The organism is Lysobacter sp. M15 (assembly GCF_022662515.1).
In the GTDB taxonomy this organism is placed as follows: Bacteria; Pseudomonadota; Gammaproteobacteria; order Xanthomonadales; family Xanthomonadaceae; genus JAKPBU01.
In genome coordinates this window covers 330,135-349,748 of the sequence record NZ_JAKPBV010000012.1, presented here as the reverse complement: position 1 = coordinate 349,748, position 19,614 = coordinate 330,135, and the positions used below count along the sequence as shown (strand labels likewise).

The 19,614-nt window shown below is 69.0% G+C and carries 16 protein-coding genes; 10 read left to right on the top strand and 6 right to left on the bottom strand.

Annotation, left to right across the window (positions count from 1 at the left end; genetic code table 11):
* Window positions 1-134: 134 nt before the first annotated feature.
* The 3 genes from MC380_RS13210 to MC380_RS13200 all read right to left on the bottom strand — a co-directional run bounded on the left by MC380_RS13210 (window position 135) and on the right by MC380_RS13200 (window position 3,272).
* Window positions 135-626 (bottom strand): DUF494 family protein, encoded by a 492-nt coding sequence (locus MC380_RS13210; protein WP_242101809.1) that lies wholly within the window; start codon window positions 624-626, stop codon window positions 135-137.
* A 254-nt stretch (window positions 627-880) separates the two neighbouring features.
* Window positions 881-2,032 (bottom strand): DNA-processing protein DprA, encoded by a 1,152-nt coding sequence (dprA, locus tag MC380_RS13205; RefSeq protein WP_242165287.1) that lies wholly within the window; start codon window positions 2,030-2,032, stop codon window positions 881-883.
* 79 nt (window positions 2,033-2,111) lie between these two features.
* Entirely contained in the window at window positions 2,112-3,272 is a 1,161-nt protein-coding gene (locus tag MC380_RS13200; RefSeq protein ID WP_242165285.1) for a LysM peptidoglycan-binding domain-containing protein, read from the bottom strand.
* Between the two features lie 211 nt (window positions 3,273-3,483).
* Here MC380_RS13200 and def point away from each other — a divergent pair, with 211 nt between their 5' ends.
* From def to MC380_RS13170, 6 genes are all read left to right on the top strand, one after another.
* A complete protein-coding gene (gene def, locus MC380_RS13195; RefSeq protein ID WP_242101805.1) occupies window positions 3,484-3,993 on the top strand; it encodes a peptide deformylase in 510 nt (169 codons plus the stop codon).
* 108 nt (window positions 3,994-4,101) lie between these two features.
* On the top strand, window positions 4,102-5,028 hold the full coding sequence (gene fmt, locus MC380_RS13190; protein WP_242165283.1) for a methionyl-tRNA formyltransferase: 927 nt from the start codon (window positions 4,102-4,104) through the stop codon (window positions 5,026-5,028).
* Window positions 5,029-5,142: 114 nt separating this feature from the next.
* A complete protein-coding gene (gene rsmB / locus MC380_RS13185; RefSeq protein ID WP_242165281.1) occupies window positions 5,143-6,444 on the top strand; it encodes a 16S rRNA (cytosine(967)-C(5))-methyltransferase RsmB in 1,302 nt (433 codons plus the stop codon).
* Between the two features lie 118 nt (window positions 6,445-6,562).
* Window positions 6,563-8,263 (top strand): glycosyltransferase family 39 protein, encoded by a 1,701-nt coding sequence (locus MC380_RS13180; protein ID WP_242165279.1) that lies wholly within the window; start codon window positions 6,563-6,565, stop codon window positions 8,261-8,263.
* Between the two features lie 33 nt (window positions 8,264-8,296).
* Complete coding sequence (locus tag MC380_RS13175) at window positions 8,297-9,340, top strand: CDP-glycerol glycerophosphotransferase family protein (protein WP_242165278.1); 1,044 nt, start codon at window positions 8,297-8,299, stop codon at window positions 9,338-9,340.
* A 31-nt stretch (window positions 9,341-9,371) separates the two neighbouring features.
* Complete coding sequence (locus MC380_RS13170; RefSeq protein ID WP_242165276.1) at window positions 9,372-10,376, top strand: stealth family protein; 1,005 nt, start codon at window positions 9,372-9,374, stop codon at window positions 10,374-10,376.
* 11 nt (window positions 10,377-10,387) lie between these two features.
* Here the strand turns inward: MC380_RS13170 and MC380_RS13165 are convergent, their stop codons facing one another.
* Genes MC380_RS13165 through MC380_RS13155 form a run of 3 tightly spaced genes read right to left on the bottom strand, consistent with a single transcriptional unit; the run spans window position 10,388 to window position 13,357 of the window.
* Entirely contained in the window at window positions 10,388-11,914 is a 1,527-nt protein-coding gene (locus MC380_RS13165) for a PH domain-containing protein (RefSeq protein WP_242165274.1), read from the bottom strand.
* On the bottom strand, window positions 11,901-12,419 hold the full coding sequence (locus MC380_RS13160; protein WP_242165272.1) for a PH domain-containing protein: 519 nt from the start codon (window positions 12,417-12,419) through the stop codon (window positions 11,901-11,903). The genes MC380_RS13165 and MC380_RS13160 overlap by 14 nt, the downstream gene beginning before the upstream one ends.
* The gene (locus MC380_RS13155) at window positions 12,416-13,357 is read right to left on the bottom strand and encodes a lauroyl acyltransferase (protein WP_242165271.1); all 942 of its coding nucleotides are present in this window, start codon (window positions 13,355-13,357) and stop codon (window positions 12,416-12,418) included. Before MC380_RS13155 ends, MC380_RS13160 begins: the two co-directional genes overlap by 4 nt.
* Before the next feature lie 127 nt (window positions 13,358-13,484).
* Here MC380_RS13155 and dtd point away from each other — a divergent pair, with 127 nt between their 5' ends.
* The 4 genes from dtd (at window position 13,485) to mdoH (ending at window position 19,603) form a co-directional block, all read left to right on the top strand.
* Window positions 13,485-13,925: a D-aminoacyl-tRNA deacylase gene (dtd, locus tag MC380_RS13150; protein WP_242165269.1), complete on the top strand. Its 441-nt coding sequence runs from the start codon at window positions 13,485-13,487 to the stop codon at window positions 13,923-13,925.
* Window positions 13,926-14,114: 189 nt separating this feature from the next.
* Entirely contained in the window at window positions 14,115-15,977 is a 1,863-nt protein-coding gene (gene rpoD / locus MC380_RS13145) for an RNA polymerase sigma factor RpoD (protein WP_242101795.1), read from the top strand.
* Between the two features lie 174 nt (window positions 15,978-16,151).
* Complete coding sequence (locus tag MC380_RS13140; RefSeq protein ID WP_242165267.1) at window positions 16,152-17,708, top strand: glucan biosynthesis protein; 1,557 nt, start codon at window positions 16,152-16,154, stop codon at window positions 17,706-17,708.
* Complete coding sequence (mdoH, locus tag MC380_RS13135; RefSeq protein WP_242165266.1) at window positions 17,696-19,603, top strand: glucans biosynthesis glucosyltransferase MdoH; 1,908 nt, start codon at window positions 17,696-17,698, stop codon at window positions 19,601-19,603. Before MC380_RS13140 ends, mdoH begins: the two co-directional genes overlap by 13 nt.
* Window positions 19,604-19,614: the final 11 nt, after the last annotated feature.

Genomic DNA, 19,614 nt, shown 5'->3' with positions numbered 1-19,614 from the left:
GGGCGTTCAGGTACGTTCTTTTTATAGTGGTGTCACGGCGCTGGCGGCCGTGTCAAGCGTCGTGGGCGTGCCCCGAGGGCACGAAGCCCTCCGTGAAGGGCCCGGCCGCGCCCTTCACCCGCCCTGGCCGGGCCTCAATGCACCGGCTCGGGCTCGTCCAGGAACATCTGGGTTTCCATCCACGCGTAGGCCGCTTCGGAACCGGGCTGGTTGAACAGCACCAGCAGCACGACCCACTTCAGGTCCTCCAGGTCCAGCTCGTCCTGGTCCAGGGCCATCGCCCGGTCCAGCACCAGCTCGCGCTGGTCGGAATCGAGGATGCCGTGCTGCTCCAGGAACAGCAGGAAGCCGCGGGATTCGGTGTCGAGCTTGTCCAGCTCCGGGCCGAAATAGACCCGGGTCGGGCCCTTGGCGCGCGGCGTGCCGGCGACCGGCCGCTGCTCGTCCAGGGCGCCGAGCCAGTCGAAAGCCTTGTGGATCTCGGCCGTGCTGAACCCGGCATCGGTGAGCTCGTTGAACAGCGCACCATTGTTGAGGGCATCACGATCGCCCAGTGGTGGGGCGGCGTCTTCGGCGAAATAGTGTTCGAACAGGTACAGCAGGACGTCCAGGATGCTCTCTTTCATTTCCCTCGGCCTGCGCCGCACGCGGCGCGTCGAAGTGCTGACCTGCCAGAAGCAGGCAGCTCGCCGGGTTCGCCGTCGGGCTCCGTGCCCGCCAGCGTCGTGGCCGATGGATCCGGCCGCCGCCACCGCACACCGTAACCGGCATGCTTCCCCCCGCGGTGGCGGTTGCGATCCGTCCTGGATCGCGGTGCGTGCCGGCCGAGGCGGCCCGGAGCGCTGCGGGAAATCACTTGCGTGAGCTCACCGTTGTGAACTCACCTGCGTGAGTAACGACCGTGTTCGACGACAACCCGGCCTTCCAGCTCCATGACCAGCAGCATGGAGGACAGTTCCGCAGCCGTCAATCCGCTGCGTTCCACCAGCGCATCCATAGGGCTTGGGTCGTGGCCAAGGGCCAGCCACAAGCGCTTGTAGTCGCGGTCCTGGTCGGCCACCCGCGGCACGGATGGGTCGGAGCCCGCTGGAATGGGGGCATTCAGCATTGCCCGCAAGGCCACTGCATGGTCGGCCGCCATGGGTGCGAGCTGCTCGATCACCTCCTGTGCGGTTTCCACCAGGGTGGCGCCGTCGCGGATCAGGCGATGGCAGCCGCGCGCCAGCGGATTGCGGATCGAGCCGGGCACGGCGAAGACCTCGCGGCCCGCCTCGGCCGCCTGCCGCGCCGTGATCAGCGCACCCGAGCGCTCGCCGGCTTCCACCACCAGCGTGCCCAGGCTGAGGCCGGCGATGATCCGGTTGCGGCTGGGGAAGAACTCACGCCGCGCCTGGGTGCCGGGCAGATGCTCGCTGATCACGCAGCCGCGTGCCTGGACTTCGGTCAGCAGCTGCCGGTGGACCCGCGGGTAGGCGATATCCGGCCCGCAGCCGAGCACCGCCACGGTGGTGGTGTCGCCCACAGCGAGCGCGGCCCGGTGCGCCGCCGCGTCGATCCCCGAGGCCAGACCGCTGGCCACGACGAAACCGGCCCGGGCCAGCCGGGTGGCGAATTCGACGGCATGCTCGCATCCGGCGGCGGTGGCGGCGCGGCTGCCGACGATGGCCACCACGGGTCGCCACGACAGGGCGGGGTTACCCGCCATGCACAGAGCGAGGGGCGGACTGGCGATGGATCGCAGCAGAGGCGGGTAGTCCGGGTCATGCCAGCCAATCACGGCATGCTCCGGGTGCTCGAGCCAGCGGCAGGCGTGGGCGATGAGGGCGGCATCGGGTGCCTGGAGTGCATCGATCTGGCGGCCGTCCAGACCGGCCTCGCGCCAGGCTTTGGCGCCCGCCCGCAGGGCCTCGCCTGGATCGCCGTGGTGTTCCAGCAGGCGCCGTCGCGGCGCCGCAGGGCCGCCGGCGGCGATCAGTCGCAGCAGGGCTTCGGGCTCGGAGACGGGTAGGCGATGCAATGCGGCGTCGGGCATGGTCGCCAGACTGGCGCATAAACAGCGACGGCGCCCTCGGGCGCCGTCGCATCGTGCGGTCGGAAAAATCCGAAACCGATCAGTAGGCCGCGTCCGGGTGCTTGAGCTCGTAGCCCATGCGGGTGGGCTTGACCCCTTCCATCACCAGGCCATAGCTGATCTTGTCGAAGGTGCGGAAGACCATGACGTGCGAGGCGTACTCGTCGGGCAGCCGGACCTTCTTGCGGAAGCTGACCGAGTCTTCGGTCCGCTCTTCGCCGTACTGCACCCGGTCCACGGCGTTGCTGCCCACCCGCCAGACCGAGAACACCGTGCCGTTGTCCACGCCCTCGCGCGCGCCCACCGAGAGGGCCACCACGTCGCGCGGGCCGCCGGCGGTAAGCATGTCCGCCACCGCAAGCACGCGTGCGCGGCCGTAGTCGAGGGTCTGCTTGGGCGGGTGCGGGAAGAACTGCAGGTCGTAGGTCTGGGGCTCGACCGGGACCACGCGGTCGCCGATCCGAACTTCGGCATTGGACTCATCGAGCAGCAGGGTGCTTGCCTCGATCCCGTCCACCTCGCCGCGGGTGACGGTTCCCGCGTTGACCCGCTGCAATTCGTAGCCGAGGAAGTCCTTGCCCTTGCGCGTGTCCCAATAGACCCCGGCCGGATCGGTCCAGTAGGAATTGGACAGCAGGGTGCGCTCGCCGCGGAAGTCCAGGTCGGTCTTGTGGAAGCGGTCGCAGCAGGCCTGTTCGCGATCCAGCCGGCTGTAGCGCTGGAGCGGACGCAGCACCATGTAGCGGTCGCCGGGGCGCGAAGCCCCCAGGCCGCGCACATAGGCCAGCTGGCCCTGGGCGCTACGCAGGCGGTCGTCTTCGAGGCCGACGACGTAGGGCATGTCGTCGAAGTCGTCGACCACGCGCAGGTCCTTGAGGAAGCTTTCCACCTGCGACAGCGGGATGGCGTTGATCGGCGCCTCGGTACGCGGGCCGGGCTCCGCCGCCAGGCGGTTGAGATAGGCCAGGCTGATCACGTCGCCCGGGTAGATCAGGTGCGGATTGGCGATCTGCGGGTTGGCCTGCCAGATCTCCGGCCACAGCCAGGGGCGCTTGAGGAAGCGGCCGGCGATGTCCCACAACGTGTCGCCGCGCTTGACCACGTAGGTATCGGGATGACCGCCGCGGAATTCCTGGGCGATCGCATAGGTCGCGACCGTCAGCAGGGCGGCGCCCAGTACGACGCGCAGTCTCGTAGACATCCGCAGCCCCCGAGAAAGCTGCTTAAGCTTGGCGGCCATGTGTCCGCTCCCCTTGAAGTTTTCCCCAACAACAGCGGCACTATAGCCCACAATCTGCGGACGGTTGCAAGCCGGCGGGAGTACAATTCAAGGCCCCGCGACGCCCACGCCTTGCGGATGTGACTGACGACCCAAAATTCACCTCACGTACTTCACCGCGCGTTCCTCCCGCATGGCCCTGCTGACGATTCTCGAGTTCCCCGATCCGCGCCTGCGCACGAAGGCCACGCCGGTCGACCCTGCCCGGATTTCCGAACCCGGCTTCCAGCAGCTGCTCGACGACATGTTCCAGACCATGTACGAGGAGCCGGGCATCGGCCTGGCCGCCAGCCAGGTCGATGTGCACCAGCGCTTCATGGTGATCGACGTGAGCGAGGACCGTAGCGCACCGCTGGTGTTCATCAATCCGGAGATCACTGCCCGTTCCGGCGAGCAGGTCTACCAGGAAGGCTGTCTCTCGGTGCCGGGGATTTTCGCCGACGTGACCCGCTCCAACGACATCAGCGTGCGCGCGCTCGACCGCACCGGCCAGCCGTTCGAGCTGACCACCGACGGCCTGCTGTCGGTCTGCGTCCAGCACGAGATGGACCACCTGGACGGCAAGCTGTTCGTCGACTACCTGAGCCCACTCAAGCGCGAGATGGTGCGCAAGAAGCTGGCCAAGGCGAGGCGTGCGGCCTGAGGGCCACACGCGGGATTCGGCATTCGGGATTGGGGATTCGCAAATGCGAGTAGGCCGCCCTTGTGCCGTTTCGAATCCCCAATCCCCAATCCCTAATCCCGGGGCCGCATGAGGATCGTCTTCGCCGGCACGCCGGAATTCGCCGTGCCCGCACTGCGCGCGGCCGCCAACGCGACGGATGTGGTGGCGGTCTACACCCAGCCCGATCGCCCCGCCGGCCGTGGCCGGGTGCTCACTGCCTCGCCGGTGAAACTCGAAGCGCTCAAGCGCGGCATCCCCGTGCTGCAGCCGGAGACGCTGAAAAACAAGCTGTCGCGCGACGCACTGCGCGCCTTGCAGCCGGACCTGATGGTGGTGGTGGCCTACGGCATGCTGCTGCCGCAGTCGATCCTGGACATCCCGCAGTACGGCTGCTGGAACGTGCACGCGAGCCTGCTGCCGCGCTGGCGCGGCGCGGCGCCGATCCAGCGCGCGATCGAGGCCGGCGACACCGAAACCGGGGTCTGCCTGATGCAGATGGAGAAGGGCCTGGACACCGGCCCGGTGCTGCTGCATCGCGCGATTCCGATCGAACCGACCATGACCGGCGGCCAGCTGCACGACGCGCTGTCGATCCTTGGCGCACAGGTGCTGGCCGACGGCTTGAAGCTGCAGCGCCTGGGCGTGCGCCCGGTGGCGGTGCCGCAGGCGACCGAAGGGGTGACCTACGCGCGCAAGCTCGAGAAGGCGGACGCGAAGCTGGACTGGTCGCAGCCGGCGCAAACGCTTGCGAACAAGGTGCGCGCCTTCAATCCATTCCCGATGACCGAGGCGCAGCTGGCCGGCGAGCGCGTGCGCATCCATGCCGCGGTGGCGCTACCGTTGGCCCATAGTGCCGCCCCGGGCACGGTGCTGTTCGCCGGGCGCGATGGGATCGACGTGGCCTGCGGCGAGGGCGCGCTGCGCATCCGCACCCTGCAGCGCGAGGGCGGCAAGGCGATCACCGCGGCCGATTATCTCAACGCCCGCCGCGATCTGGTCGCACGCACGCCGTAGAAGCGACGAAAGTCGCGAGTCGTTGTCTGACCTCCACAGCGTCCAGGTCAGGCGCCCCGAACGTCGTCGCCACAGCTGGCGACTTGCGCCGCTCCTACGGACTAGCATTCGCAAATGTCTTCGAACCCCGGCGTCCAGACCCGCATCATCGCCGCGCGCATCCTCGATGCGGTGCTGCATCGCGGCCGCTCGCTGAAAGCCGAATTCGCAGCCGCGCTGCCGGCGCTGCCCGACCCGCGCGATCGCGCCCTGGTCGAGGCGATCGTCTTCGCCGCGCTGCGCCAGCGTACGCGTTACGACGCCGCGCTTGCCGCGTGGATGCCGCGGCCGCTCGGACGCCGCGATGGCGAACTGCGCGCGCTGCTGCATGCCGGCTTCGCCCAGCTCGACGTGCTGGCATTGCCGGCGCACGCGGCGGTCGATGCCACGGTGGAGGCGACTCGCGCTCTCGGGCGCGCGCACCAGGCGGGGTTGGTCAATGCACTGCTGCGGCGCGCGCAGCGCGATGGCATTGCAGCGACCGATGCAGCTGCCGCGTGGCCGGACTGGCTGCGCGCGCGGGTCGAGGCGGATTGGCCGGAACAGGCCGCCGGGATCTTCAATGCCAGTGCGCAAGCGGCTCCGCTCTGGGTGCGCGTGAACCGGCAGCGGCGGACGCGTGCGGCCTACCTGCAGCAACTGACGGAAGCAGGGATCGTGGCGGTGCCGCACCCCGATGCAGACGATGCATTGCGCATCGACGTGCCGGTGTCCGTGGCGGAACTTCCCGGCTTCTCCGAAGGCGTAGTCTCGGTCCAGGACGCGAGCGCGCAGCTGGTGGCCGACGCACTGCAGCTCGCGGGGGGCGCGCGCGTACTCGATGCCTGCGCCGCGCCGGGCGGCAAGGCGGCGCACATGCTGGAGCGCGATCCCTCGCTGCGCCTGACCGCGCTCGACATCGATCCGCGGCGTGTGCGGCGCATGGCCGAGACCTTTGCCCGGATCGGCGTGAACGCCGACGCGCGGACGGGCGACGCCACCGATCCGTCGTCGTGGTGGGACGGACAGACTTTCGATGCCGTCGTGATCGATGCGCCGTGTTCGGCCACCGGGATCGTGCGCCGCCAGCCGGACATCCTGCTGCATCGTCGGGCCTCGGACCTGGGCGCGCTGACTGCCACCCAGGCGCGTCTGCTCGAGGCCTTGTGGCCGCTGCTGGCTCCCGGTGGCGCGCTGCTGTACGCGACCTGTTCGATCCTGCGCGCGGAGAACGAACGGCAGGTGGCCGCTTTCCTCGCGCGCACGCCCGATGCGACTGTCGATGCGCTGGATGCGCGTTTCGGGCGCGTCGCGGGCGATGGCCGGCAACGCCTGCCCGGCGAAGACGGCATGGACGGCTTCTACTACGCGCGGCTGCGCAAAGCCCCCTCGCCGTAGGAGCGACCCAAGTCGCGAGCTTTAGCCACGCCAACGTGGCCTCGAGTGGAAGGCTCGCGCCTTACATCGCGCCTACAAGGGCAACGGTTTTCCGACCCGTGCTGGCTATCATTTAGCGATGCTCGAGACCCGCGCTTCCCGCGATTCCTGGTTGTTCTGGCTCACCGCGCTGCTGGTGATCGGGGCAGGGCTCGGGCTGCGCGATCCGTGGCCATCGGACGAACCGCGCTTCGCCCTGGTCGCCAGGCAGATGGTGGAAAGCGGTGAGTGGCTGTTCCCGCATCGCGGCAGCGAGCTGTATCCGGACAAGCCGCCGCTGTTCATGTGGTTGCAGGCGGCGGCGTACACCGTGCTGCGCGACTGGCGCGTCGCCTTCCTGCTGCCATCGCTGCTGGCCTCGCTCGGCACGCTGTGGTGCGTGGTGGATCTCGGCCGGCGGCTGTGGACGCGACGGGTCGGGCTGTATGCCGGCTGGGCGTTGCTGTTCGCGATCCAGTTCACCTACCAGGCGAAGAAGGCCCAGATCGATCCGCTGGTCACGTTCTGGATCACCCTGGCCAATTACGGCCTGCTGCGGCATTTCCTGCGCGGGCCCGACTGGCGGATGTGGGCGCTGAGCTGGTTTGCGGCCGGGCTGGGCACGATCAGCAAGGGCGTGGGCGCGATCGCGCTGCTGATGGCGCTGCCGGGCCTGTATGCGGTGCTGCGCGGCTGGTCTCCGCGTGCTTCGGCGCCGAGGCGTGGCGCCCGGGCGTGGTGGGGACCGGTGGCCTTCCTCGCGGCGGTGTCGCTGTGGCTGGTGCCGATGGTGATCGTGGCGACCGGCCACGCCGATCCTGCGTACCGCGCCTACATGGACAACATCCTGTTCCACCAGACCGCCGGACGCTACGGTGGTACCTGGTCGCATCCGCAGCCGCCCTGGTATTTCCTCGGCGTCATGTTGACCTGGGCGCCGGCGATCCTGGCGCTGCCCTGGGCGATTCCTGCATGGCGCCGACGGTTGCGCAGGCGCGATGCACGCTACCTGCTGCCGCTGGCGTGGTGGGCGCTGGTGCTGCTGTTCTTCAGCATTGCCAGCGGCAAGCGCGATGTCTACATCCTGCCCGCACTGCCGATGGCTTGCCTGGCGCTCGCCCCGCTGCTGCCCGGCATTCTTCGACGTGCCTGGCCGCGCCGGATCGCCCTGGGCTGGGCGGTGGCGTTCGCGCTGGCCATGCTCGGCGCGGGGCTTGCGATGCTGCTCGGCAATCCGGGCTTCGAACGCCGTCTGCTCGAAGCGCGCGGACTCGCGCCCGATGCGCAGGGGCTGGCATGGCTACTCACCGCCGTGGGCGTGTGGGGCTGCGCCGGACTGCTCTGGTTCGGCGTGCGACGACCGGTGGCGGCGATGCTTTCGGGCCTGGCGGGCCTGTGGCTGCTGTTCGGGCTGGTGGGTTATCCGGTGCTCAACGATGCGAGTTCGGCGCGTGCGTTGATGACTGCAGCCGGCCGGCAGATCGGGCCCGATGCGGAGCTGGGGCTGGTGGCGTGGAAGGAGCAAAACCTGCTGATGGCAGATCGCAAGGCGGTCGACTTCGGGTTCCGACAGCCGTGGGACGAGCAGCTGCGGCGCGGCACGGTATGGCTGGCCGGCGCGCCACAGCGGCGCTGGTTGTTGGTCGAAGGCCGTGCACTGGGCGCCTGCATCGATCGTGCGCGCAGCATCGAGATTGGTCGTTCCAATCGGCGCGACTGGTGGCTGGTGCCGCACGCGGCGGTGACCGGTCCCTGCACCAGGCCGCATGGCGCAGCGACGCAGGAAGAGGACCAGGACTGACGGCCGCCGCCGTGCAGATGCGATCATGCGCGGATGAAGAAATACCTGCTCTACGGGTCGGAACGTTACGCGCTGGCCATCCTCAGGCCGCTACAGGACGCCATCCGGCGGCGCGGCGGCGAAGCCGCGTGGTTTTTCGACGGCCCCGGCGCCGCCGACCTGGTCGAGGGCGAACGCCTGCTCGACGTGCGGGGCGTGCGTGATTGGAAGCCGGACGCGGTGCTCACGCCGGGCAACCACCTGCCGCATTTCTTTCCTGGAGTGAAGGTCGAGGTGTTCCATGGCTTCGATGCCGGTAAGCCGCGACATATCTACATCCGCGGATTCTTCGACCTGTACTGCACGACCGGGCCGCGCGACACCGCGCAGTTCCAGGCGCTGGCCGACAAGCTCGGCCATTTCAGCGTGGCCCAGACCGGCTGGCCCAAGCTCGATCCCATGTTTAAAAGGGATGCCCTGCGCGAGATCGCCGGGCCGCTGCCGCCGGTACGCGATCCGCCGGTGATCCTCTACCACTCGACCTTCTCGCCGTCGTGGAGCGCGGCGGAGACGCTGTACGGGGAAGTCCGGCGGCTCTCGCGCGACGGCCGCTGGAGATGGATCGTCACCTTTCACCCAAAGATGCCGGCCGAGACGGTGGCCAGGTACAAGGCGCTGCAGAACGAGCATCTGCGCTTCGCCGAGGACGACAACATCCTCGACCTGTTCCCCCAGGTCGACATGATGTGCTCGGACACCTCGTCCGCGCTGAGCGAGTTCCTGCTCACCGGCAAGCCGGTCGTGACCTTCCGCAACCGCCGCCCGGGGCCGCAACTGATCGACATCGACCAGGTCGACCAGTTCGAACCGGCGATCGCGCGCGCGCTGTCGCGGCCGCCGGAGCTGATGCAGGCGATCGCAGAGTTCGGCCTGGCGATCCATCCGGATCGCGACGGACGCTCGAGCGAGCGTGTGCTCGATGCCATCGACGCGTTCATCGCCGGCGGCGGCCGCAACCGCCGCCCCAAGCCGGCGAACCTGTGGCGCAAGCTCAAGCTGCGCAGGCGGATCGGGTACTGGGGCCCGGCGCGGTGCTGAACGCCGCACGCGGGCAGGGCGGAGACGCAGCGTGAGCGGCATCGATGCGGTCGTCACCTGGGTCGACGGAAACGACCCCGCGCATCGCGCCAGGCTTTCGGCCTACCTGGCCTCGATCGGCGGCGAGGCGCCGCCGGTCGCCCGGGCGACGCGCTTTCATGACGCCGGCGAGATCGAGTACTGCATCGCCTCGATTCTGCGCCACGCGCCGTGGTTTCGCACCATCCACATCGTGACCGACGGACAGGTGCCGGCGCTGGTGGCGAAGCTGGCCGGGACGCGGTTCGCCGACCGGGTGCGGGTGGTCGACCATCGCGAGATCTTCGCCGGCTTCGAACAGCACCTTCCGACCTTCAACAGCCGCGCGATCATCAGCCTGCTGTGGCGGATCGAAGGCCTGGCCGAACGCTTCGTGTATTTCAACGACGACTTCAGCCTGCTGCGCCCGGTTGCCGAAACCGATTTTTTCCGCGACGGGAAGATGGTGCTGCGCGGCAAGTGGCTGCCGCAGTCGCGCTACCGGATCAATCGCCGGCTGGCGTCGCTGTGGAAACGCTGGCGCGGCGTGCAGGCCGATCGGGCCACTAACCACGATGCGCAGGAACTGAGCGCGCGCCTTGCCGGCTTTCCGCGCCGTTATTACCGCATGTACCACAACCCGTACCCGTTCCGGCGCTCGCGCCTGCAAGCGTTCTTCGATGCGCATCCCGATCTGCTGGAACGCAACGTGAGTTACCGGCTGCGGTCCTCCGAGCAGTTCAAGGCCGAAGTGCTGGCCGCGCACCTGGAGATTGCCCAGGACTGCGCGCTGCTGGACAACAGCCTGCACACGGTGCAGCTCAAGCCACGCCAGCAGTCGCCCATGCGGGTGCGCCACAAGATGACGGGCGCCGATCGCGACGCGAACGCCGCATTCGCCTGCGTGCAGAGCCTGGAACTGGCGCCGGACGAACTGCGCGAGGAGATCCTGGCCTGGCTCGAGCGGCGCGCAGGGAACCTCGACACCGTGCTGGCGGCGCAAGCGCAATCCGCGTAGGGCCGCGGCCGCTACCAGCGCAGCGGCCGATGCGCGATCTCGGCGGCCAGCCGTGCGTGCAGCGCTTCGGCCTGCGCAACGGGCAGGAACCGGATCCGCAGCGGCGGTGCGAACGCGCCGGCGCCGGCGGTGTCGAGCCATAGCGAGGCCATGCCCAGGCGCCGGTCCAGCGGACCGCGACGCAGGCGCAGGGTCTGCAGCTTGTCGAGTTCGGCGAAGCGCCAATGGCGCGACCACCAGCCTTCGCGCACCGCGATCAGTTCGCCCTCGAAGGCGAAGCCTGCGCGCTGCGCATGGCGGTGCGCCGCCAGCAGCGACCACGGCAGCCACAGCAGACCCAGCAGGCCCCAGGTGCCGAAGTGGAAGCCGAGCACCGCCGTCGCCGCCAGGCCGACGGCCACGCCCGGAATCGCGAGCCGCCACCATGCGCGCGGGTGCAATGGCTGCCAGCCCTGCAGCGGCCAGTGCGCATGTTCGAGCAGATGCCTGACCAGCGCGTCGGCGCGATCGGGCGTGATCACCGGCGCCAGTTCGCGGAATGCGCGCTGTTCGGATTGCGCCTGCGCGGCGGCCGTATCGACCAGCAGCGCACGGCGGCGGAACAGCCGGTGCAACAGGCCTTCCCTGAGCGTCCATGCCTGGATGCGCCGGCGCGAGGCGCTGGTCCGCACACGCGTCAGCAGCCCGCGTGCGATGGTCAGGCGCGGCCCGGTTTCGGTCAGGCGGAAGCCGCTGTATTGCAACAGCGCCAGCGCGACCGAGAGCAGTTGCAGCAGCAATACCGCGGCCAGCACGAAGCCCGCCGTGGCCAGCACGTACTGGATCAGCCCCAGCTGGTGCAGATCCAGCCAACGCACCAGCGCGCGCGCGAACGCTTCCACCGGTTCGCCCAGCAGATCGGGATTGAGCTGGCTGATGGTGGCGAAGGCGGCACCCACCACCAGCATGCCGCGGTTGGAGATCATGCCCAGGCGGATCACTTCAGCCACGGGCAGATGCAGGAGCTCGTGTGCTTGTTCGACCTCGTGCGCAAGCTCCGCGTCCGCGTCTGGAGTGGCTGCGCCGGCAACGGACGCCGCACGCGCATGCCGGCGGACCAGGGCTTCCAGCGCGGTGGCCTCCGACAGCCGCAGCACCCGCATTTCCGCCTCGGGCTTGCGCCCGCCGGCCGATTCCAGCCGCACCTCGGCCACGTCGAACAGCCGGTGCAGCAGGGTCTGGTGCAGGGCCACGTTGTGGATGCGCGCGAACGGGATCTGGCGCAGGCTGCGTTCGAACAGCCCGCTGCGCACCACCAGGCTGTCGGCTTCGATCCGGTAGCGGTAGGTGAAGTACTGCCAGACCGAGATGAGCGCCAGTACGCCCACCGCGATCAGACCCCACAGCTCGTTGCGGTCGCCGCGGCCGAACACCAGCAGCACGATCAGCGGCAGCAGGAACTGCTTGAGCTGCTGCACCAGCACGAACAGCCAGGACCACGGGTGCAGCCTGCGTTCGGGCGGCGCGAGCTCCGGCGTGTCCGCCTCAGCGTTGGTCATGTTCCACCTGCCGCGCGAGCAGGTCGCGCAGCGCTTCGGCGTCGCCAGCGTCCAGACCGCCCACGTTCACCGCGCTGTCGCGGGTGCCGGCCGTGTGGATGACCAGCGTCGCCAGGCCGTAGCGCCGCTCCAGCGGGCCACGTCGCAGGTCCAGATGCTGGACCCGGTTCACCGGCACGCGCGTGTCGGACTGCCACACGCGGCCCTTGCGCAGCGAGAACCCGTCCGCATCCAGCAGCCAGCGGGTGTGCCGGTAGCGTCGCAGCCCCAGCCAGGCGCCGAACGCGGCGCCGAGCAGTGCGATCGCAAGGCTTGTGCTCCACGGATAAGGCAGGTCGAACACACGGGTCAGCACCCGCGCTGCGAACCCTGCCGGGAGGGCCAGCATGAGCCCGGACAGGACGAACAGGCTGCGCGCCTGCGGCGGCAGGCTGCGCCAGCCGGCGGAGGCGTCGGCACGGTGCCCCGGATCGATGGGTGGGGAAAGGGGATCGGGTTGGCTCATCGGCGCGTGTCGCGGTAGGGGTTCTCGGCGTGATCGCGCGAAGGCTTGAGCCGGAAGCGCTTGTAGGTCCACTGGTACTGGGCCAGGTCGCGGCGCGCGATGGCTTCGACCGCAGCGTTCAGCGCGGCGGTCGACAGCGCGGCGTCGGCTGCGCCGATCCCCGCCGGCGCCGGCTCGATATGCAGCGCGAATCCCAGCGCATCGTCGATCCGCTCGCACCATGCGAACAGCACCGCGGCCCCGCTGCGTTCGGCCAGGCGTCCGAGCAGGGTCATGGTGTAGGTCGGCAGGCCGAAGAACGGCGCGAGCACGCCATCGCCGGCCTTGGGCTGCTGATCGGGCAGGATCCCGACCACGCCCCCGGCCCTCAGGATGCGGAACAGCTCGCGCACGCCGCGGCCGTCCGCGCGGACCTGGGTGACCCGGTCCTTCGGCTCGCCACACTCGGGATGACCGGACCGGTCGGCACGCACGATCCGCAGGAACGCCTCACCCACAGCTGAATCCGGCGGCCGGTACAGGATCGCGAGTGGCGTGTGCGCAGCCAGCCATTGGTTGAGCAGCTCCCAGTTGCCATGATGCGGGGCGGCCACGATCACGCCCCGGCCTGCGGCGATCGCGGCATCGAATCCGGCGACGCCATGTTCCTCCCGGATCAGCGCCAGGTTTTCGGGGTGCGGTCGGGTCCACAGGCGCAGGGTTTCCAGCAGCTGGCGGGCGGTCGAGCGCAGCACCTCGCGCAGCAGCGCCGCGCGCTGCGCCGGTGGCCACTGCGGGCCGATCAGTTCCAGGTTGCGCCTGGCGACCCGCGCCTCGCGCGCGTCCAGCCGCAGCCAGAGCGCGGCCAGCGCGTCGGCCAGCGCGCGCAGCCAGGCCCATGGCAACCGCGCGAAGGCGGCTGCGAGCCAGTACAGCAGGCGGGCAGCGAGCTTGGTCATCGGGCGAGTGTATCGGTCGGGACGGCGCGGTTCGGCGGTCGCGGTGGCGCACGTCGCCGCCATCGGGTGGGTGCGACGCCATGGGCAACGCCGCACAATCGCGGGCCCGCAGTCGCCCTCTGTGCCCATGCTCTCCCTAATTCAGCGCGTCAGCCGGGCCCAGGTCGAAGTGGATGGCGAGATCGTCGGCAGGATCGGCCCGGGCCTGCTGGCCCTGGTGGGCGTGGAGCCGGATGACGGCGCCGCGCAGGTGGCCCGGATGCGCGAGCGCCTGCTGGGCTATCGCGTGTTCGCGGACGAGGCCGGGCGCATGAACCTCTCGCTCGCCGACACCGGCGGCGGGCTGCTGCTGGTCAGCCAGTTCACCCTGGCCGCGGATACCCGCAGCGGCATGCGGCCGGGTTTCAGCACCGCGGCGCCACCTCCCGTGGCCGAGCGGATCTTCGGCGAACTGCTTGCGGAATGCCGTCAACATCACCTATCAGGCGTTGAAACCGGGCGTTTCGGCGCGCATATGGTGGTCAGCCTGGTCAACGATGGCCCGGTGACCTTCCTGCTTCGGGCCTGAGGCTCGGCGGGGCTGGAAAAACTGCATCCGGGCGCCCATATGGCCTTCCCGGCACGTGGCCTCCGAGCTTGATCGCCTTCCACGTCACCCCCAGCGCCCGTCACGCGATGTCCGGTTCCGGCCGGATGCCCCGTCCGCGCGGGTATAATGGTTAGTTCACTTCGCACGATTCTTCCGGTACCTGATTCCATGGCCAACGCCCAAGAACGGCAGACTGCCCCGCAGTCCGACATCAAGCTGCTGATCAGCAAAGGCCTCGAGCAGGGGTATCTGACCTATGCCGAGGTCAACGACCACCTGCCCGACGACATGGTCGATCCGGAGCAGATCGAAGACATCATCGGCATGATCAACGGCATGGGCATCGAGGTGCACGAGATCGCGCCCGACGCCGAGACCCTGCTGCTGGCCGGCACCTCCGGCAGCGGCCGCGAGGTCGACGACACCGCCGCCGAGGAAGCCGCCGCCACTCTGTCCGCGCTCGATGCCGAAGGTGGCCGCACCACCGATCCGGTGCGTATGTACATGCGCGAGATGGGCACGGTGGAACTGCTCACCCGCGAGGGCGAGATCGCCATCGCCAAGCGCATCGAGGAAGGCCTCAACCAGATGCTTTCCTCGCTGGCCAGCTTCCCCTGGTCGGTCGAATTGCTGCTCGAGGACTACGAACTGCACAAGGCCGGCAAGAAGCGCCTGGCCGAAATCGTGGTCGGCTTCAACGACGGCATCGACGACGAGCCGCTGCCACCGCCGGCTGCGAAGGAAGAAGTGGACGCCGACGCGCTCGACGACGCGGACGACGCCGACGATGCCGAGGCCGAGGAAGCCGGTCCCACCGGCCCGGATCCGGTCGAGGTCGCGCGCCGCTTCGACGAACTCGGCGCGCTCTACGCCAAGTTCCAGAAGTCCTACGCCAAGAACGGCCCCAGCGCCAAGCCGGTCACCAAGCTGCGCGAGGAGATGGCAGAGCTGTTCATGACCCTCAAGCTGCCGCTGCCGCTGACCGATACCCTGGTCCGCAAGTTGCGCGACGTGCTGGCGCAGATCAAGGAACACGAACGCCGCATCCTGGATCTGTCGACCAAGGTCGCCAAGATGCCGCGCAAGGACTTCATCCGCGCCTGGGAAGGCAACCAGACCAATCTGCACTGGGTCGACGACGTCCTCAAGCGCAAGCAGAAGTGGTCGTCTGGCCTGCGCGAGGTCAAGGACCAGATCGTCGCCGAACAGGAAGCCACCATCGCGATCGAAAGCGCGATGCGCGTGACCTTGGGCGACATCAAGGACATCAGCCGGCAGATGGCCTACGGCGAAGCCAAGGCGCGCAAGGCCAAGAAGGAGATGGTCGAGGCCAACCTGCGCCTGGTGATCTCCATCGCCAAGAAGTACACCAACCGCGGCCTGCAGTTCCTCGACCTGATCCAGGAAGGCAACATCGGCCTGATGAAGGCGGTCGACAAGTTCGAATACCGCCGCGGCTACAAGTTCTCGACCTATGCGACCTGGTGGATCCGCCAGGCGATCACCCGTTCGATCGCCGACCAGGCGCGCACCATCCGCATCCCGGTGCACATGATCGAGACGATCAACAAGCTCAACCGCATTTCCCGGCAGATGCTCCAGCAGTACGGCCGCGAGGCCACGCCCGAGGAGCTGGCCAAGGAAATGGACATGCCCGAGGACAAGATCCGCAAGGTGATGAAGATCGCGAAGGAGCCGATCTCGATGGAGACCCCGATCGGCGACGACGAGGACTCGCACCTGGGCGACTTCATCGAGGACACCAATGTCGAATCGCCGATCGACGCCACCACCAACACCAACCTGATGGAAACGGTGCGTGACGTGCTGGCGGGACTGACTCCGCGCGAGGCCAAGGTGCTGCGCATGCGCTTCGGCATCGACATGAACACCGACCACACCCTGGAAGAGGTCGGCAAGCAGTTCGACGTCACCCGCGAGCGCATCCGCCAGATCGAGGCCAAGGCGCTGCGCAAGCTGCGCCATCCGAGCCGTTCCGAGACGCTGCGCAGCTTCCTCGATATCGAATAACGCGCCGCACTGGCGGCGCCAGATAAAAAGCCCCGCATCGCGGGGCTTCTTTGTGTCGGGCGCGCAGGCGTCCGCATCGCGCGTGCGGCCGATACCGGCGTGAATGCGTTTCTTACACCGTGCGCGCGCACGATCCGTATAGTGCGCGGCGAACCCATCCCCCGGGGTAAGCGCGTGCGTCGTCGTGATGTGATCCTGTCCGGTCTGTCGCTGCCGCTGATGGCGGCGTTCGGTCGTGGAAGAGCGTTCGCAGCCCAGGGCGCGGCCGCGCAGCCGGCCGCCGCCGAGGCCTTCGACGCCGATACGGTGGCGCGGCTGGCGCGGTCGCTGGCGGCGCAGCCGTACCGGCCGCCGAACCTGCAGTTGCCCCCGGAACTGGCCGGCCTGGACTACGACCAGTACCGCGACTACCGGTTCCGCGCCGACCATGCGCTGTGGCGCGGGACCGCCTCGCCGTTCCAGGCGCAGTTCTTCCACCGCGGATGGACCGCCAAGGCCCGGGTCGATCTGTACGAAGTGGTCGATGGACGCGCATCGCCCATCCCGTATTCGCCCGACATGTTCACCTACGGCAAGTCGCCGGTGCCGAAATCGCGCGACCTCGGCTTCGCCGGGTTCCGCCTGCACGGCCCGGTCAACCGCGCCGACTACCTGGACGAATTCGCGGTGTTTCAGGGCGCGAGCTACTTCCGCGCCGTGGCCAGGGGCCAGGCCTATGGCCTGTCGGCACGCGGACTGGCGCTGAGGACCGGCGATCCGGAGCCGGAGGAATTCCCCGCGTTCACGACGTTCTGGCTCGAACGTCCCGCACCGGGCGCCGACGCGGTCGTGGTGCACGCGCTGCTGGACGGCCCCAGCGCAGCGGCCGCGTTGCGCTTCCGGATCCGCCCCGGCACGCAAACCGTGTTCGATGTCGACATGCGCTTGTATCCGCGGGTGGAACTGGCGCGCGCCGGCATCGCGCCGCTGACCAGCATGTTCCAGTTCGACGCCGGCGATCGCCTGGGCATCGACGACTACCGGCCGGCGGTGCACGACTCCGATGGACTGGCCATGCTCAACGGCAACAACGAGCAGCTGTGGCGGCCGCTGTCCAATCCGGCGGCGCTGCAGATGAGTACCTTCCAGGACAGCGCCGTGCGCGGCTTCGGGCTGATGCAGCGCAAGCGCGCCTTCACCGACTACATGGACGCAGAGGCCAATTACCAGAAGCGCCCGAGCCTGTGGGTGGAACCGGTCGGCGACTGGGGAGCCGGCGCGGTGGTGCTGGTCGAAATCCCGACTGCCGACGAATACCACGACAACATCGTTGCGTTCTGGCGCCCCGCGCAGCCGTTCGCGGCCGGGCGCGAATACCGCTTTCGCTATCGTCTGCACTGGTGCGACGACCACAGCTGGCAGCCGGACCTTGCGCTGGTCGCGGCCACTCGCATCGGCGCGGTGCCCAAGTTCGAGCAGCCCGACCGGCCCGATGCGCGCCTGATCGTGCTGGAGCTGGCCGGCGGCCGAATGGCGAAGCTGCCGGCCGACGCCAAGGGCATCGAGCCGGTGGTGACCGCGTCCAAGGGCCAGGTGCGCAACGCGGTGGTCTACCGCAACGATGCGGTCGGGCACTGGCGCCTGAGCTTCGAACTGGTGCCGGGCAAGCACACCGAGATCGAACTGCAGGCGCATCTGCGCGACGCGCAGGGACGGTTGTCGGAAACCTGGCTGTATCGATGGAATCCGTAGTCGCAGCGACGGCCCCACCCTCGCCGGCAGCCCCGGGCGACTGGCTGCCCGCGGAGACCCCGCTGCCGATGCCGATCCAGTCGCTGCGCGAGGGAAGGCTCGCGCGCACGTCGCTGCCGTCGATGCCCGCCGGCATGTGGCTGCGCCGGGTATGCGTGATCGGGGTGACCGCGGCGCTGACCCTGACCGCCGCCTACCAGATCTGGTGGCTGCTGCGCGGACAGGGCACCGATGTGCTGGAAGGGCTATTGCTGCTGCTGTTCGTGGCGCTGTTCGCGTGGATCGCGCAGTCCTTCGTCAGCGCGCTGGCCGGATTCGTCAACGTGCTGGCGCATCCGCATGTGCGCCTGGGCCTGTCGCCGCACGATCCGCTGCCGGTGCCCGCCTCGCGCACGGCGTTACTGATGCCCACCTACAACGAGGCTCCCGATCGGCTGCTGGCGGGACTGCAGGCGATGTACGAGTCGGTCGCAGCGACCGGCCATGGCGGGCAGTTCGATTTCTTCGTGCTCAGCGATACCACCCGGCCCGAGATCCAGGCCGAGGAGGAAGCCGCGTTCGCCGTCCTGCGCCAGCGGCTCGGCGACGGTGCGCGGCTGTTCTACCGGCGCCGTGCCGACAATGCCGAGCGCAAGGCCGGCAATATCGCCGAATGGGTGCGCCGCTTCGGTGCGGCGTATCCGCACATGCTGATCCTGGATGCGGACAGCCTGATGACCGGCGACACGATCGTGCGCCTGGCGGCGGCGATGGAGCGGCATCCCGACGTGGCGCTGATCCAGACCTTCCCCGTCGTGGTCAACGGCAACACCCTGTTCGCGCGCATGCAGCAGTTCTCCGGACGCGTGTACGGACCGATCGTTGCGCATGGCATCGCCTGGTGGCATGGCGCCGAGAGCAACTACTGGGGACACAACGCGATCATCCGCACTGCTGCCTTCGCCGCGCACGCCGGCCTGCCGGAACTGCGCGGGGTCAGGCCGTTCCGCGGCACCGTGCTCAGCCACGACTTCGTCGAGGCCGCGCTGTTGCGGCGCGGCGGCTGGGCGCTGTACATGGTGCCCGGCCTGGGTGGCAGCTACGAGGAAGGGCCGCCTTCGCTCACCGACATGCTGGTGCGCGATCGCCGCTGGTGCCAGGGCAATCTGCAGCACGGCGCGGTGTTGCCGGCGCGCGGATTGCACTGGGTCAACCGCTGGCACCTGCTGATCGGAATCGGCCAGTATTTCACCGCGCCGATGTGGGCGCTGCTGATGCTGATCGGCATCGCCATCCCGTTGCATCACGCCATGCTGTCGGAACCGGCGTCCGCCACCGCCGGATTCTCGCCGGTCGCGTTCTGGCGCGAGCAGGATCCGCAGCGTTTCGTGTGGGTGTTCGTGTTCACCATGACCATCCTGATGGCGCCCAAGCTGCTCGGCTATGTGGCCATGCTGTTCGATCGCGAGCTGCGGCGCGGATGCGGCGGCACGATCAGGGCGCTGCTGAGCATGCTGCTGGAGACGCTGATCGCCGCACTGATGGCCCCGATCACGATGTACGTGCAGGCGCGCGGCGTGGCCGAAGTGCTGGCCGGACGCGATTCGGGCTGGGAACCGCAGCGCCGCGACGACGGCAGCCTGCCGCTGTCGGGATTGCTGCGCAGCTACGGCGGCACGACCCTGCTGGGCGTGCTGATGGCTGCGATCGCGTATGCGGTTTCGCCGGCGCTCGCGGCCTGGATGGCACCGGTGATCGCCGGTCTAGCGCTGTCGATACCGATCGTGGCGCTGACCTCGGCGCGTGGGCCGGGCCGCGTACTCCGCCGCCTGGGCCTGTTCCAGATTCCCGAGGAAGTGACGCCGCCGCAGGTGCTGGCCCGCGCCTCCACGCTGCGGGCCGGCACCGGGAGCTGAGCTGCGATCCG

Coding starts and splice junctions, on each gene's coding strand:
- MC380_RS13210 (WP_242101809.1), bottom strand. CDS start 626: ATGAAAGAGAGCATCCTGGACGTCCTGCTGTACCTGTTCGAACACTAT.
- dprA (WP_242165287.1), bottom strand. CDS start 2,032: ATGCCCGACGCCGCATTGCATCGCCTACCCGTCTCCGAGCCCGAAGCC.
- MC380_RS13200 (WP_242165285.1), bottom strand. CDS start 3,272: ATGTCTACGAGACTGCGCGTCGTACTGGGCGCCGCCCTGCTGACGGTC.
- def (WP_242101805.1), top strand. CDS start 3,484: ATGGCCCTGCTGACGATTCTCGAGTTCCCCGATCCGCGCCTGCGCACG.
- fmt (WP_242165283.1), top strand. CDS start 4,102: ATGAGGATCGTCTTCGCCGGCACGCCGGAATTCGCCGTGCCCGCACTG.
- rsmB (WP_242165281.1), top strand. CDS start 5,143: ATGTCTTCGAACCCCGGCGTCCAGACCCGCATCATCGCCGCGCGCATC.
- MC380_RS13180 (WP_242165279.1), top strand. CDS start 6,563: ATGCTCGAGACCCGCGCTTCCCGCGATTCCTGGTTGTTCTGGCTCACC.
- MC380_RS13175 (WP_242165278.1), top strand. CDS start 8,297: ATGAAGAAATACCTGCTCTACGGGTCGGAACGTTACGCGCTGGCCATC.
- MC380_RS13165 (WP_242165274.1), bottom strand. CDS start 11,914: ATGACCAACGCTGAGGCGGACACGCCGGAGCTCGCGCCGCCCGAACGC.
- MC380_RS13160 (WP_242165272.1), bottom strand. CDS start 12,419: ATGAGCCAACCCGATCCCCTTTCCCCACCCATCGATCCGGGGCACCGT.
- MC380_RS13155 (WP_242165271.1), bottom strand. CDS start 13,357: ATGACCAAGCTCGCTGCCCGCCTGCTGTACTGGCTCGCAGCCGCCTTC.
- dtd (WP_242165269.1), top strand. CDS start 13,485: ATGCTCTCCCTAATTCAGCGCGTCAGCCGGGCCCAGGTCGAAGTGGAT.
- rpoD (WP_242101795.1), top strand. CDS start 14,115: ATGGCCAACGCCCAAGAACGGCAGACTGCCCCGCAGTCCGACATCAAG.
- mdoH (WP_242165266.1), top strand. CDS start 17,696: ATGGAATCCGTAGTCGCAGCGACGGCCCCACCCTCGCCGGCAGCCCCG.